13 protein-coding genes are annotated in these 12,106 nt (G+C 38.8%); 5 read left to right on the top strand and 8 right to left on the bottom strand.

The window, feature by feature from the left end; translation table 11 throughout:
• Positions 1–2: 2 nt before the first annotated feature.
• The 3 genes from mnmG to G9H60_RS08530 are packed head-to-tail and all read right to left on the bottom strand — an operon-like array spanning position 3 to position 2,691.
• Positions 3–1,865 carry a tRNA uridine-5-carboxymethylaminomethyl(34) synthesis enzyme MnmG gene (gene mnmG / locus G9H60_RS08540; RefSeq protein WP_223143637.1) on the bottom strand — a complete coding sequence of 621 codons (1,863 nt, stop codon included), beginning with the start codon at positions 1,863–1,865 and terminating at the stop codon, positions 3–5.
• Positions 1,866–1,891: 26 nt separating this feature from the next.
• On the bottom strand, positions 1,892–2,314 hold the full coding sequence (gene ybeY, locus G9H60_RS08535) for an rRNA maturation RNase YbeY (protein ID WP_223143636.1): 423 nt from the start codon (positions 2,312–2,314) through the stop codon (positions 1,892–1,894).
• A gap of 23 nt (positions 2,315–2,337) precedes the next feature.
• Complete coding sequence (locus G9H60_RS08530) at positions 2,338–2,691, bottom strand: YraN family protein (protein WP_223143635.1); 354 nt, start codon at positions 2,689–2,691, stop codon at positions 2,338–2,340.
• A 69-nt stretch (positions 2,692–2,760) separates the two neighbouring features.
• Between G9H60_RS08530 and lipB the strand changes: the two genes are divergently transcribed.
• Both lipB and G9H60_RS08520 read left to right on the top strand, forming a co-directional pair.
• Entirely contained in the window at positions 2,761–3,498 is a 738-nt protein-coding gene (lipB, locus tag G9H60_RS08525; protein ID WP_223143634.1) for a lipoyl(octanoyl) transferase LipB, read from the top strand.
• A gap of 3 nt (positions 3,499–3,501) precedes the next feature.
• Entirely contained in the window at positions 3,502–4,236 is a 735-nt protein-coding gene (locus tag G9H60_RS08520) for a 3'-5' exonuclease (protein ID WP_223143633.1), read from the top strand.
• Here G9H60_RS08520 and G9H60_RS08515 read toward each other — a convergent pair.
• From G9H60_RS08515 to G9H60_RS08505, 3 genes are read right to left on the bottom strand one after another with little or no spacing between them, the layout of a single operon-like run.
• Positions 4,223–4,858, bottom strand: coding sequence for a NeuD/PglB/VioB family sugar acetyltransferase (locus G9H60_RS08515; protein WP_223143632.1), 636 nt, complete (start codon positions 4,856–4,858; stop codon positions 4,223–4,225). The two genes, G9H60_RS08520 and G9H60_RS08515, sit on opposite strands and share 14 nt — an antisense overlap.
• A gap of 1 nt (position 4,859) precedes the next feature.
• Positions 4,860–6,059: a M14 family zinc carboxypeptidase gene (locus tag G9H60_RS08510; RefSeq protein WP_223143631.1), complete on the bottom strand. Its 1,200-nt coding sequence runs from the start codon at positions 6,057–6,059 to the stop codon at positions 4,860–4,862.
• Complete coding sequence (locus tag G9H60_RS08505; protein WP_223143630.1) at positions 6,056–7,273, bottom strand: chloride channel protein; 1,218 nt, start codon at positions 7,271–7,273, stop codon at positions 6,056–6,058. Before G9H60_RS08505 ends, G9H60_RS08510 begins: the two co-directional genes overlap by 4 nt.
• A 126-nt stretch (positions 7,274–7,399) precedes the next feature.
• Here G9H60_RS08505 and G9H60_RS08500 point away from each other — a divergent pair, with 126 nt between their 5' ends.
• From G9H60_RS08500 to G9H60_RS08490, 3 genes are read left to right on the top strand one after another with little or no spacing between them, the layout of a single operon-like run.
• Positions 7,400–8,773 (top strand): DEAD/DEAH box helicase, encoded by a 1,374-nt coding sequence (locus tag G9H60_RS08500; protein ID WP_223143629.1) that lies wholly within the window; start codon positions 7,400–7,402, stop codon positions 8,771–8,773.
• A gap of 9 nt (positions 8,774–8,782) precedes the next feature.
• Positions 8,783–9,484: a tetratricopeptide repeat protein gene (locus G9H60_RS08495; protein ID WP_223143628.1), complete on the top strand. Its 702-nt coding sequence runs from the start codon at positions 8,783–8,785 to the stop codon at positions 9,482–9,484.
• A 16-nt stretch (positions 9,485–9,500) separates the two neighbouring features.
• Positions 9,501–11,003 carry a GH3 auxin-responsive promoter family protein gene (locus G9H60_RS08490; protein ID WP_223143627.1) on the top strand — a complete coding sequence of 501 codons (1,503 nt, stop codon included), beginning with the start codon at positions 9,501–9,503 and terminating at the stop codon, positions 11,001–11,003.
• A 25-nt stretch (positions 11,004–11,028) separates the two neighbouring features.
• On the opposite strand, the gene G9H60_RS08485 is transcribed toward G9H60_RS08490, so the two are convergent.
• Both G9H60_RS08485 and G9H60_RS08480 read right to left on the bottom strand, forming a co-directional pair.
• Entirely contained in the window at positions 11,029–11,538 is a 510-nt protein-coding gene (locus G9H60_RS08485) for a gamma carbonic anhydrase family protein (RefSeq protein WP_223143626.1), read from the bottom strand.
• A 6-nt stretch (positions 11,539–11,544) separates the two neighbouring features.
• On the bottom strand, positions 11,545–12,057 hold the full coding sequence (locus G9H60_RS08480; protein ID WP_223143625.1) for a KdsC family phosphatase: 513 nt from the start codon (positions 12,055–12,057) through the stop codon (positions 11,545–11,547).
• Positions 12,058–12,106 lie beyond the last annotated feature (49 nt).

Below are 12,106 nucleotides of genomic sequence, written 5' to 3'. Positions count from 1 at the left end.
AGTTAGCGGCCCATGAATAAAAGTAAAATTGATACATCAGAAGCAGATACACCAGATATTCTGCTGGCCTGTCCAATGGTTTGTGGTCGGATGGATTTTAATTTAATTCTTGATTCTGTTGATAGGGTTTTAATTTTATCATAATCGAAAGTTTCTGGAATTTTTAAGTCTTCCATGGTTTTCATTTTATCCACCATCAACCTTTCCTTTTCAATATAGCTTTCGTATTTGACAATGATTTCTGCTTGTTCGATAACTTCTTGTGAGTAGTTATCTTTTATGTTTTTAATTAAGGGGTGTTCTAATAAAGTGGAGAAACTTAAGTCTGATCGTTTCAATAAATTGACAATTGGTGTTCCTTCTCTAAGACTTGAGCTCCCTTGTTGTTCTAACCAGGCATTCATCTCATCAGGCTTAACTTTGCTTGTTTTTATTTGGTCAAGCAGTTGGGCTACATCATGTTGTTTTTGCTGGAATTTATCCATTCTTTTCTGCGTAGCCAACCCTAATTCATATCCTTTTGCCGTAAGTCTTTCATCCGCATTATCTTGTCTCAAAAGCGTTCTAAACTCTGCTCTTGAAGTGAACATGCGGTAAGGTTCGTCGGTCCCTTTATTGATCAGGTCATCTATTAGTACTCCGATATAGGCATCTGATCTTGATAGTGTGAATGGGTCGAGTTGTTGTGCTTTTTGGTGGGCGTTTATTCCTGCCATAAGTCCTTGACAAGCGGCTTCTTCATAGCCAGTTGTCCCATTTATTTGTCCAGCAAAAAACAAGCCTGTTATGAGCTTCGTTTCTAGTGTTGCCAACAGTTGTGTTGGAGGAAAGTAGTCGTATTCAATGGCATATCCTGGTCTAAAAAGTTTTGCTTTTTCAAATCCCGGGATTAGTCGAATCGCCTCAAACTGTATTTCTTCTGGGAGGGAAGTGGAGAATCCATTGACATATATTTCTACTGTATTCCATCCTTCCGGTTCGACAAATATTTGGTGGCTGTCTTTATCGGCAAATCGGTTTATTTTATCTTCTACTGAGGGGCAATACCGCGGTCCAAGGCCTTTAATTCTGCCAGCAAACATGGGTGATTTATCAAAGCCTTTTCTTAATACTTCGTGTACTTTGGTATTGGTATGGGTGATCCAACAAGAGCGTTGTTCTTGTATGGGGCTTTCAGTTAAATAGGAAAAACTACTTGGATTTTCATCTCCTTTTTGTTCTTCCATCGCAGAATAATCCAGACTTCTACCATCTACTCTTGGCGGTGTACCTGTTTTCATTCTCCCTGATTCAAAGCCTAGTTGAACTAATTGCTCTGTTAATCCTTGTGCCATTGGTTCTGCCATTCTTCCTCCACCAAAATGTTTCTCTCCTATGTGGATTAATCCGTTTAGAAAGGTGCCATTGGTTAATACGACAGTGCGAGCTTTAAACTCAATTCCCATACGGGTTATGACACCACAGACTTCATTGTTTTTAGTGAGTAATTGTTGAACAGAATCTTGCCAAAAATCTACTTTGGGGTTTTGTTCTAATACCATTCTCCATTCTTCAGCAAACCTCATTCGATCTGATTGGCATCTAGGCGACCACATTGCAGGGCCTTTAGAACGGTTTAACATTCTAAATTGAATCATGGTTTTGTCTGAAATCAAACCAGACATTCCCCCAAGCGCATCTATTTCTCGTACAATTTGTCCTTTAGCGACACCACCCATTGCTGGGTTGCAAGACATTTGTGCGATGGTTTGCATATTCATGGTGATTAGCAAAACGCTTGACCCCATTTGAGCTGCAGCGTGTGCTGCTTCACAACCGGCATGCCCCGCTCCTACTACAATTACATCGTATGCTTGTTGTTGCATTTTCTATTTTGTTTCACGTGAAACATTTATTGTTCTTTAAAATATTGGGTCAAATAGTAATCTTCTTTGGCAGTCATTAACTCCTTGTCCTCTTTCTTTTTGTCTTTATATCCTGCCAAATGAAGTAATCCATGAACCATTACGCGTTCTAATTCACTGTTCTCTGTACCTAGTTTTTTGCCATTTTCTTGTATTCTATCATAAGAAATGAAGATGTCTCCTTCTAGTTTTTTGGAGTCTTCAGAGTTATCAAACGTTACAATGTCTGTTAAGGTATCATGATTTAAATACGTTTTGTTGATTTCCAAAAGGTAGTCGTCAGAGCAAAAAATATAGCTTATTTCCCCTATGGTTTTGTGTTCTTCTGTGGCTACTGCTTTTAACCAGGCTTTATGCTTGTTTTTGTTTGGCAGTGAAAAAGCTATCTCTTCTGAGCAAAATTGTATCATGGTTTTTCATTCAAAGAGCTAATTTACAAAAAAGCATCCTCGAAATGTTCTAATTTGATTGCTTGTGGTAAAAAAGTAATCGATATCGTATCAAATCGTATTTCTTTCTCCCAATTATGATCTATTTGATATTGGTTAGCAGCTTGTGAGAGCATATTGGTTTTGTGAGTATTGATATGTTCTTCTGGATAGCCAAATTGAGTCTTTTTAAGGGATTTTACCTCAATGAAGACCAATGTTTGTTTGTCTAAAGCAATGATATCTACTTCTGCTTTACCTGCTCGGTAATTTTTATCAAGTATTTGGTAGTGATTTCTACGTAAATAGTCCACAGCTATCCCTTCTGCTCGCCTGCCAAGCTTTAAATGTTTTGCCATTCTCTTATCTTTGTGAAGCAAGGTATATAAGGGAACTATTCCTTTTCATTAATCCCTTGATAATGTAAGATGCCTAATAAAGAAGTTCAATTTGTTGATATTGGATTAACTCCATACCAAGCAACATGGGATTTGCAGGAAATGCTCCTAGATCATATTGCTCAAATTAAATTGAAGAACCGTCGAGAGGAATTATCTGTTGAAACCCCGAATTTTCTTTTATTCTGTGAGCATCCACATGTGTATACTTTAGGCAAAAGTGGTGACGAGTCCCATTTATTGATGCAAGAACCTTTCTTGGACAGCATTGGGGCTAGTTTTTATCGAATAAATCGAGGTGGTGATATTACCTACCATGGTCCAGGACAGCTTGTGGGCTACCCTATTTTAGACTTAGAGAATTTCTACACGGATATACATTTGTATTTAAGGATGCTTGAGGAAGCAATAATTTTGACTTGTCGAGATTATTGTTTAGTCGCCGGGAGAATTGATGGATTAACGGGCGTTTGGATTGATCCAGAGTCTGAAAATGCTCGAAAAATATGTGCATTAGGCGTAAAAGCCTCCCGCTGGATTAGCATGCATGGTTTTGCTTTGAACATTAATACAGATTTGTCTTATTTCTCTCACATCGTTCCTTGCGGTATAGCTACGCGAGGAGTAACTTCTTTACAACAAGAATTAGGTCGATTAATGAATATAAGCGAGGTTAAAACAAAGGTATTGGAACACTTAACTCAATTGTTCGACTGGAAATTAAAACATGTTTCACGTGAAACATTGAACCTAACCCTAAATCAATAAGCCATGGAGCCAAAAAAGAATTTTAAAAACACCTTATTCATCGACATTGAAACGGTCTCAGGAGAATCGGATTTTTCCCTACTTTCTGAAAGAATGAAATCTTTTTGGCTAAAAAAGGCGAAGAATGTGAGTAATCCACAAAATATTTCTTTAGAAGAGTTGTACGTAGATAGGGCTGCCTTGTTCGCGGAATTTGGAAAAATTGTGGTGATTGGAATGGGTTTTTTATATCAAAATAAAGAGAAAGAGCTCAGCTTAAAAGTTAAGACTATTGCCAATAAGGACGAAAAATCCCTGCTTTTAGAATTCATTGAGTTTATCAATGGTACCTATAAAAACAAGGAATTAACCTTGGTTGCACACAATGGAAAAGAATTCGATTTCCCTTATTTGTGCAGAAGGATGCTGGTCAATGGATTGGAAATTCCTAAACCTTTGCAATTACATGGCAAAAAACCTTGGGAAGTTTTGCATCAGGATACGATGGAATTGTGGAAGTTTGGCGACAGAAAGGTTTATATTTCTTTGGATTTATTGGCCGAATTATTGGGGATTCCTGGGTCTAAAACCAATTTAACAGGTGATAAGGTTCATGGGGTGTATTACCATGAAAACGATATTGCAAAAATTGCAGCCTATTGCGTGGAAGACGTAGTTACGCTAGCCCAATTGTATTTGCGCTATCATTTTTTACAAATGGTGGAAGAGAAAAATATAGACCGGATTACAACAATTTAGCTGGATTCCCGAAGACTCTTTTGGATGCTGGAACTGGTTCAATGACCACACTTCCCGCTCCTACTGTGGCACCTTTTCCTATTTTGATGCTTCCTACTAGGGTGCTTTGAATACCAATAAAGCAATTGGTATCTAATTTACATTCTTTACCAATCACGGACCCAGCTCCAATTTGTACGTATTCTTCAATTTGGGCTCCTGTTTCAACGATGGCTCCAGCGCCAATCATACAATGATCTGCTAGTTTTGCTTCAGGCTGAATGATGGCTCCAGCGCCAATATAGACGCCATATGCTAAGTTTTTAACGTCAGCAATGATGGCAGAGGGATGAATAGCGTTAACGGGTTTCACTTGACGGTCCTCCATAATAGCTTCAATCATCTTTTTTCTTTCTGTAGGATTCTCTAAGGCTACGAAAACACCACAATTTTTACCAATTAATCCCCAATAGGATTCATCTTCAGTTCCTCCTAATACAGGAATTTCCCCCACTTGTGTATCCTTTTTCTTAGGATCGTCATCTAAAAAGCCGTAGATAACAACCTCATTTTTTTGAAAAATGGAGGCAACTTCTAAAGCAAAAGGATTAACGCCTATGATGATTACAGGTAAAGATGTCATATTAAGAATTGATTTTTTGTGTGTATGTACTTAGATCAAATGCTACTTGATTGTTTTTTGTTAGAATAAGTTGATGATATACTCCTTCTTTCTTCAGCATTTTTTCTGAATGCAAATGTAACTCTTCCCCATTGATTTCTGTCAATCCGTACCAAGGACTTAAGTCGCCAAGGTCTTCAATAATCCAAGAAAATTGGATAGAACCGTCTTCTCGTGCATTTTCTTGAATATTTAATCCAATGTCTGCGCGATAAATAGGCTCATCTTGGTTTAATGGAGCCTTTTTAATGAGGATGTCAAAGATTTGTCTTTCGTTCGTTGGTAAATGCTGATATAGATTTGTTTCTTCCGTTCTCCACGATTCAGTTGCAATGGAATGAAAGGCATCTAGCAATAAACAAGCATTGTATTTTCTCAAAGACTGTTTTTCTAAGTCCCATCCTGCCCCACCTGATTCCAAAAGTACCAATCCATAACCTTTTCCTTGGGCATAATCTCCAAAGGCGCGGGCTTCATATTCATCCGACCATTTAGCTATTTTTTCTCCCAAAAATGGTTTTAAGTGCTTTGCCATTCGATTCGTGATTTTGGCAGCCCTAAGTCTTGATGCAGTCCAAGTACCATGTTCATCTCCGGCTGTAGCCAGTAAGGCTATGTGAGTTTGATGTGGCGTTTTTCCAGCAGAATATAAGCGATTCTGATCGTGTAGATTGAAAGAGAAAGTAGGTTTAATTTCGCCTAACCAATCAGCAAGAATTTTAGCTTCTGGGCTATTTTGAGTTAAGGCATCTCGGTTCATATCTATTCCCAATGCAGTCTCTCTTGTCCACTTTTTTGCACCATCAGCGTTTAATAGTGGAAGAAAGAAAATACTTACTTTCTGATGCAATTCTTTCTTAAAATCAACAAAACTTGTGGAATATTGGGATAAAAAAAGAAAAATATCAGCCAAAGCCATGGTAGCTGTTGCTTCATCTCCATGCATCTGAGACCAAGCGGCAATGTGGATTGGACCCTGTCCAAAACGGACTTCTTGAATGGATCTACCTTCAAAAGTTTCACCTATTTTTCGAAAGTTAAGCTGTTCGTTTTCTGCCCATTCCTGTAGCAATTCCTGCCAGGTGTTTTCTGTAAATCTCCTAGTAGAAATTCGCTTCTCATGAAAGCTCTCGTAGTGATCAAATAATAAATCAAACATCATGAATATAAAGGTTTAGGAACCCAATTTGCCCAAGCTTGTGTTTTAAAAATGCCATTTTTCCCGGATATATACATCACGATGAGCGCACAAATAAAGAAACAAAACCAAGCTTCATAACCGAATAATTCGATTCCCATAGCCATGGAAGTTAAAGGAGTTTTGGCAAGGCCCGTGTATAAACAAGTAAAACCTAGTGCGGCCAACAATGGAATGGGGAGTGAAATAATTTCATGTAGGGCACTACTAGCATGAGCTCCGATTAAAAATAAGGGAGTAGCTTCTCCTCCTTTAAATCCTAATCCTAAACTTAAACTGGTAGCAAGGGTTTTACTCAAGGCGAAGTTGGAGGTATCCCCCGTTTCAAAGGGTCTGAGTAAATAAGATGAGCCCAAGCCTATGCTTTCTTGAAAATAGGGAAATTGGAAAATGAGTAGTAAAATTAAGCCCCCGAGAATCCCTTTGAGAATGTAATGAATGGGTAATCGGGCGAAGCTTTTAGAAATAATCGATTCTAGGCGCGAATAAATCAACCCAATAAGACCCAAAAATAGGCCAATGCACGCTAATTTAAGCCAAAATAACCCATTTATTTCGGGTAAAAAAATGTTCGGATAAATGGTATGATTCGTGCCCCACACGTGAAGACTTACCCAATTTGCTCCAAATGCAGAAATTAAGCACGGAAAAATACCTCGAAGGGAAAGTTGACCTACTTTTGAGATTTCAAGTCCGAAAAGACATCCAGCCCAAGGTGTTCCGAACACCGAAGCAAAGCCTGCCGCCATACCAGCTTGCAACCAATCTCTTTTTTCGAATTCTTCTAATTGTAACCATTGGGAAAATTGATGTGCTATGCTCCCCCCCATTTGAACAGCCGTTCCTTCCCTTCCAACCGATGCGCCAAAAACCTGACTCAACCAAGTGCCTAATAAAATGAAAGGTCCTAGGGTCCAAGAGATGTCTTCTCTTTTTTGGTTGACTCGATCAATCAAATCATTTGTTCCTAATTTATTCGACGAATTGGGTAGCTGAGACAGATATTGAAATGCAACACCAAGAATGGGTAAACAATACAAGAGGGCAATATGCTCTGTTCGAAAAACTTGAATTTTTTCCAATCCCCATAAAAACAAAGAAGAAGCAGATCCCACTAGGAAGGAAGTGGCCAATCCCATGCAAATTCTACTAAGCCAAAGTTGGGAAGCTGATTTCAAGCTATTGTCATATTTATTTCAAAGTTAGGGAAATAATAGAAGGAATACAGCCAATAAGCAGCTATTCAGCCTTTTCCACTAAATCGGATGAATTTAGCTACCTTTGTATGCATAATTTTCTACGAAATGGTTGATTTTTTAAGTTTGGGATTGAACCCACAATTGCAAAGAGCATGTGATGCCTTGGGTTATCAAGAACCTACACCAATTCAAGAAAAGGCAATTCCTTTGCTTTTGGGAGGACATGATGTGTTGGGAATTGCTCAAACGGGTACTGGAAAAACAGCAGCCTATGTTTTACCTCTTTTAATGCAATGCAAATATGCTCAGGGGCAAAATCCAAGAGCCTTAATTCTTGCACCAACAAGAGAACTTGTTATGCAGATTTATGAGGTTATGGTAAGTTTGGCGCAATTTACCGACTTGCGATTATTGGCATTGTATGGAGGATTGGGTCCAAAGCCTCAGATTCAAGCAATAGAAAAAGGTGTGGATATCATTGTTTCTACGCCAGGTCGATTCTTAGAATTGTACCGGAAAGAAGTGATTATAGTGAAGGAGTTGAAGCACTTAGTGCTTGACGAAGCAGATAAAATGATGGATATGGGATTTATGCCTCAGATTCGTCAAATATTGGAAGTAATACCTTACAAGAAACGCCAGAATGGTTTGTTTTCTGCTACGTTTCCGGAGCGTGTAGAAAACCTTTCACATGAGTTTTTGGAGTTTCCGCATAAGATTGAAATTACACCTCAAGCGACTCCAGCAAGTCAAGTGAAACAGCACGTGTATGAAGCGCCCAATTTGAAAACGAAAATAAACGCCTTGGCTTATTTTATGCAAAATCCTGATTTCGAAAGAGTTATGATTTTTTGTAGAAGCAAGGAGGTGGCTAATCAAGTTGAGAAGTTTTTGAGCCGAAAGGTATTAGCGGAAGATCAAGTTCGAGTTATTCACTCCAATAAAGGTCAAAATACACGGATTAATGCCATGCAGCAATTTCGAGAAGGCTTGGTGCGGGTTTTAGTAACAACCGATGTGGCGGCCAGGGGTATCGATATACCTAAAGTTTCTCATGTTATCAATTTTGATGTTCCATTGATTTATGAAGATTATGTGCATCGTATAGGTAGGACAGGTAGAGCGGCAGAAATTGGGGAGTCTATCACTTTTGTGACTTTGGCGGAGCGCTATCATTGGGCAAAAATTGAAACAATAATTCAACAGAAGATAGAGATAGAGCATTTACCTTCAGGGATTTATGAAGAAGATACTCCGTTTTTAGAACAACAGGATATGTTACGGGCTGTGGATGATCAGCGGAAAAGAGAAGATCCTGATTTCAAAGGGGCTTTTCATGAGAAGAAGCATAAACCTAGGGCTAAGGCAGGTGTCAAAGGGTCTTCTAAGGGGCCATCTAAAGGAAATAATTCCAAAGGAAAGCCTAAAAGTGCATCAAAATTTCGTTCAAATACATCCTCCATTAAAAAGAAAAGGTAGATTTGTGATATGATGCTAAGAAGAAAAGCCTATTTAATAGGACTATTGTTATGTTTATCGACGCCCATGTTGGCGGCTATGTCGGTAGATTCATTGATTAGAATACCACGATATCAAGCTTTATTTGGCAAAAAGCCACTAAATAAAAAAGATCAAGAGGAGGTTACTCAAATTATTAGCAGTGTAGATCAAAGTTTCCCAAACCGTGCTGAAGGGGTAAAATTTTTGTCAGAAAGAGCATGGGAATATGTTTCAGAGGGAAAATTAGATACGGCAACATTTCGTTTTAATTTAGTTCACGCCTTAGATTCTACTAGTGTGGAAGCCTACTGGGGATTAGGTGTTATTGCTTTTCAACGTTTGGATTTTCCTGGAGCCATTGATTTATTAGGAAAAGGTTTACAAATCAATCCGAAGTTGAGTATCATGCGGGTAGACTATGCCATTGTAAAACTAAGTTGTTATTTAAAAGGCATGGATTGTGGTAATTTGGAAGAGGTTGATGCCTTATTAAGTCAATCTTTACAAGAGGACCCGACCAATGCCAATGCTTGGATGAAAAAAAGTCAAGTGGCATTTTTGCAAGAGAAATACGAGTTAGCCTGGAGCTATTTTCATGAATGTAGGGCCTTAGATTTGACCCAATTGGATTTAAATTTCTCACAGCAACTCATGGAAAAAATGCCGGATCCCAAGGGTATTTTTAAATGATCAATAGAAAGGAGCTATGGGTATTCGTTCTTTTTTTGCTAAACCTTTCGCCCATTGGGTAGTCAACAAGTATCGGATGTCTCCATCCGAAGCCATTGATAAACAGCACTTTTGGTTAAATTCAAATTTAGAAAAAGCGAAATCAACGCTTTTTGGAAAAGCTTTTGGCCTGGATAAAATCCAAAATTACATTGATTATAAGGCAAAGGTCCCCATTTTTGAATATGAAGATATTAAGCCTTATATCGAGGAAGCGGTAGCTGGCAAAAAGGATATTTTATGGCCAGGTAAGCCCGCATATTTTGCTAAAACATCTGGAACTACATCTGGAGCGAAATACATTCCCATTAGTACAGAGTCTATGCCCTTTCATATTTTGGGTGCAAGGGATGCTTTATTACATTATGTACATCATAGCGGAAAAGCTTCATTTTTGGATCAGAAATTGATATTTTTATCGGGTTCTCCTGAATTGGAATCAAAGAATGGAGTGCCAACAGGCCGACTTTCGGGCATTGTCAATCACCATGTTCCCTCCTATTTACGGACCAATCAATTGCCCTCTTATGAAACCAATTGCATAGAAGATTGGGAAGAAAAACTAAAAGCGATTGTTCGAGAGACGGTAGATCAGCGCATGGGTTTGATCTCTGGAATTCCACCTTGGGTACAAATGTATTTTGATCGACTAGAGGCTCAAACTAGTAAAAAGATTGGCGAACTATTCCCAGATTTCGAAGTATTTGTCACTGGGGGAGTCAATTTTGAGCCATATCGAGATAAGTTGATGCAGTCCATCGGTAGAAAAGTGGATGTCATAGAAACATATCCTGCCTCAGAAGGATTTATTGCTTTTCAAGATTCTACAGGCGAAGAAGGCTTACTTTTATTGGTGGATGCGGGAATTTTTTATGAGTTTGTTCCAACAGATACGTATTTCTCTGCCAACCCAACCCGACTATGCCTATCAGAGGTGGAGCTTGGAGTCAACTATGCCCTATTAATGACTACGAATGCTGGCTTGTGGTCATATTCCATTGGAGACACGGTAAAATTCGTCTCATTAGACCCTTTCAGAGTAGTTGTAACGGGCAGAATCAAGCATTTTATTTCTGCTTTTGGTGAACATGTGATAGCGGAGGAAGTGGAATTGGCCATGAAGGAAGCCCTAGAGGCATGTCCAGAAACTAAGATTGTGGAATTTACAGTTGCGCCCAACATTAACCCTAAGGATGGCCTGATGCCTCACCATGAGTGGTTGATGGAATTTGATGTTGCGCCAGTGAATTTGGAATTATTTCAAAAGACCTTGGATGCTTCCATGCAGCGACAAAATATCTATTACCAAGATTTGATTGTTGGCAATATCCTTCAGCCATTACAAATTCAATCCTTAGCCAAGGGATCCTTTATTCAATACATGAAATCCCAAGGGAAATTGGGGGGGCAAAATAAGGTTCCTCGTTTATCCAATGATCGAATATTAGCCGAGGGATTGTTGGGTTTAAGAATGGAATAAAGGTTATTCGGGAAAGTGAATACTCCTATTCAAACCAACTAGCATATTTGACATAATTCATCGCAGTACGCATGAAAACTTCTGCCGCTTCTTCGCTAACAGGTTTTAAAAATTTGGCGGGATTTCCGGCATAAATACTTCCTGAAGGAATGCGCATACCTTGTGTAACAACAGCCCCTGCAGCAATAATACTTCCAGATTCTACATAAGCCCCATCCATGATGATGGCACCCATTCCCACCAAAACACGGTCTTCGATGGTGCAACCATGAACGATTGCATTGTGAGCAATGGAAACATAGTTTCCAATAATCGTTTCTGTTTTTTGATAAGTACAATGAATCACGGCCCCGTCTTGTACATTGCTATAATCTCCAATTTGAATACGATTGACATCCCCACGGATCACGGCATTAAACCATACTGTACCATGTTTTCCTATGGACACATTTCCAACAACTGTGGCATTAGGGGCTAACCAAACCTGTTCGCCGAATTGCGGTAAATGACCTTCTACTGCTAATATTGTTGCCATAAGATATTAATTAGGCCATTTTCCTTGTAGTTTCATCACTTTTTCGATGACATCTCGAACGGCACCTTGTCCACCTTTAAACGGGGAAACATATTTTACTACTTGGTGAATTTCTGGAATTGCGTCATATGGACAAGTACTCAAAATATGAGGCCTGGAAAGAATTTCCAAATCAGGGACATCGTCTCCCATATACAATACTTCATCTTCAGCAAGGCCAACTTCTTGTAACCATTTCTCAAAAGTTGCCGTTTTATTGGAACTACCTAAGCTGCTATAAATGTGTTGAAACTTTAGATTTTCTAATCTTTTTTGAACACCAGGATGGCTACCACCTGTTATGACGCACATTTGATAATCAGCGTGTCTGGCTTTATCAATGGCATATCCATCACGGATGTAAAAACTTCTAAAGTGTTCACCTGTTTCAAGTACGTGTACTTGGCCATCTGTCATGACTCCATCTACATCAAAAACAAAGGCTTTTATACGATTAAACAGGGAAAGGACGTTTTGCATAATGGGCTTATTTCCCGCAAATATCTTAAAATTTTGCTTATTTTTACTT

The sequence above is a fragment of the Aquirufa aurantiipilula genome (genome assembly GCF_019923745.1).
Taxonomy (GTDB): Bacteria; Bacteroidota; Bacteroidia; order Cytophagales; family Spirosomataceae; genus Aquirufa; species Aquirufa aurantiipilula.
The sequence above is the reverse complement of the archived record's forward strand: the minus strand, read 5'-3'. Positions and strand labels throughout refer to the sequence as shown.

Excerpts from the sequence above, each read along its gene's own strand:
- G9H60_RS08530 (WP_223143635.1), bottom strand. The coding sequence starts at position 2,691 with ATGGCAAAACATTTAAAGCTTGGCAGGCGAGCAGAAGGGATAGCTGTG.
- lipB (WP_223143634.1), top strand. The coding sequence starts at position 2,761 with ATGCCTAATAAAGAAGTTCAATTTGTTGATATTGGATTAACTCCATAC.
- G9H60_RS08495 (WP_223143628.1), top strand. The coding sequence starts at position 8,783 with ATGATGCTAAGAAGAAAAGCCTATTTAATAGGACTATTGTTATGTTTA.
- G9H60_RS08520 (WP_223143633.1), top strand. The coding sequence starts at position 3,502 with ATGGAGCCAAAAAAGAATTTTAAAAACACCTTATTCATCGACATTGAA.
- G9H60_RS08480 (WP_223143625.1), bottom strand. The coding sequence starts at position 12,057 with ATGCAAAACGTCCTTTCCCTGTTTAATCGTATAAAAGCCTTTGTTTTT.
- ybeY (WP_223143636.1), bottom strand. The coding sequence starts at position 2,314 with ATGATACAATTTTGCTCAGAAGAGATAGCTTTTTCACTGCCAAACAAA.
- G9H60_RS08490 (WP_223143627.1), top strand. The coding sequence starts at position 9,501 with ATGGGTATTCGTTCTTTTTTTGCTAAACCTTTCGCCCATTGGGTAGTC.
- G9H60_RS08510 (WP_223143631.1), bottom strand. The coding sequence starts at position 6,059 with ATGATGTTTGATTTATTATTTGATCACTACGAGAGCTTTCATGAGAAG.
- G9H60_RS08485 (WP_223143626.1), bottom strand. The coding sequence starts at position 11,538 with ATGGCAACAATATTAGCAGTAGAAGGTCATTTACCGCAATTCGGCGAA.
- G9H60_RS08500 (WP_223143629.1), top strand. The coding sequence starts at position 7,400 with ATGGTTGATTTTTTAAGTTTGGGATTGAACCCACAATTGCAAAGAGCA.
- G9H60_RS08515 (WP_223143632.1), bottom strand. The coding sequence starts at position 4,858 with ATGACATCTTTACCTGTAATCATCATAGGCGTTAATCCTTTTGCTTTA.
- mnmG (WP_223143637.1), bottom strand. The coding sequence starts at position 1,865 with ATGCAACAACAAGCATACGATGTAATTGTAGTAGGAGCGGGGCATGCC.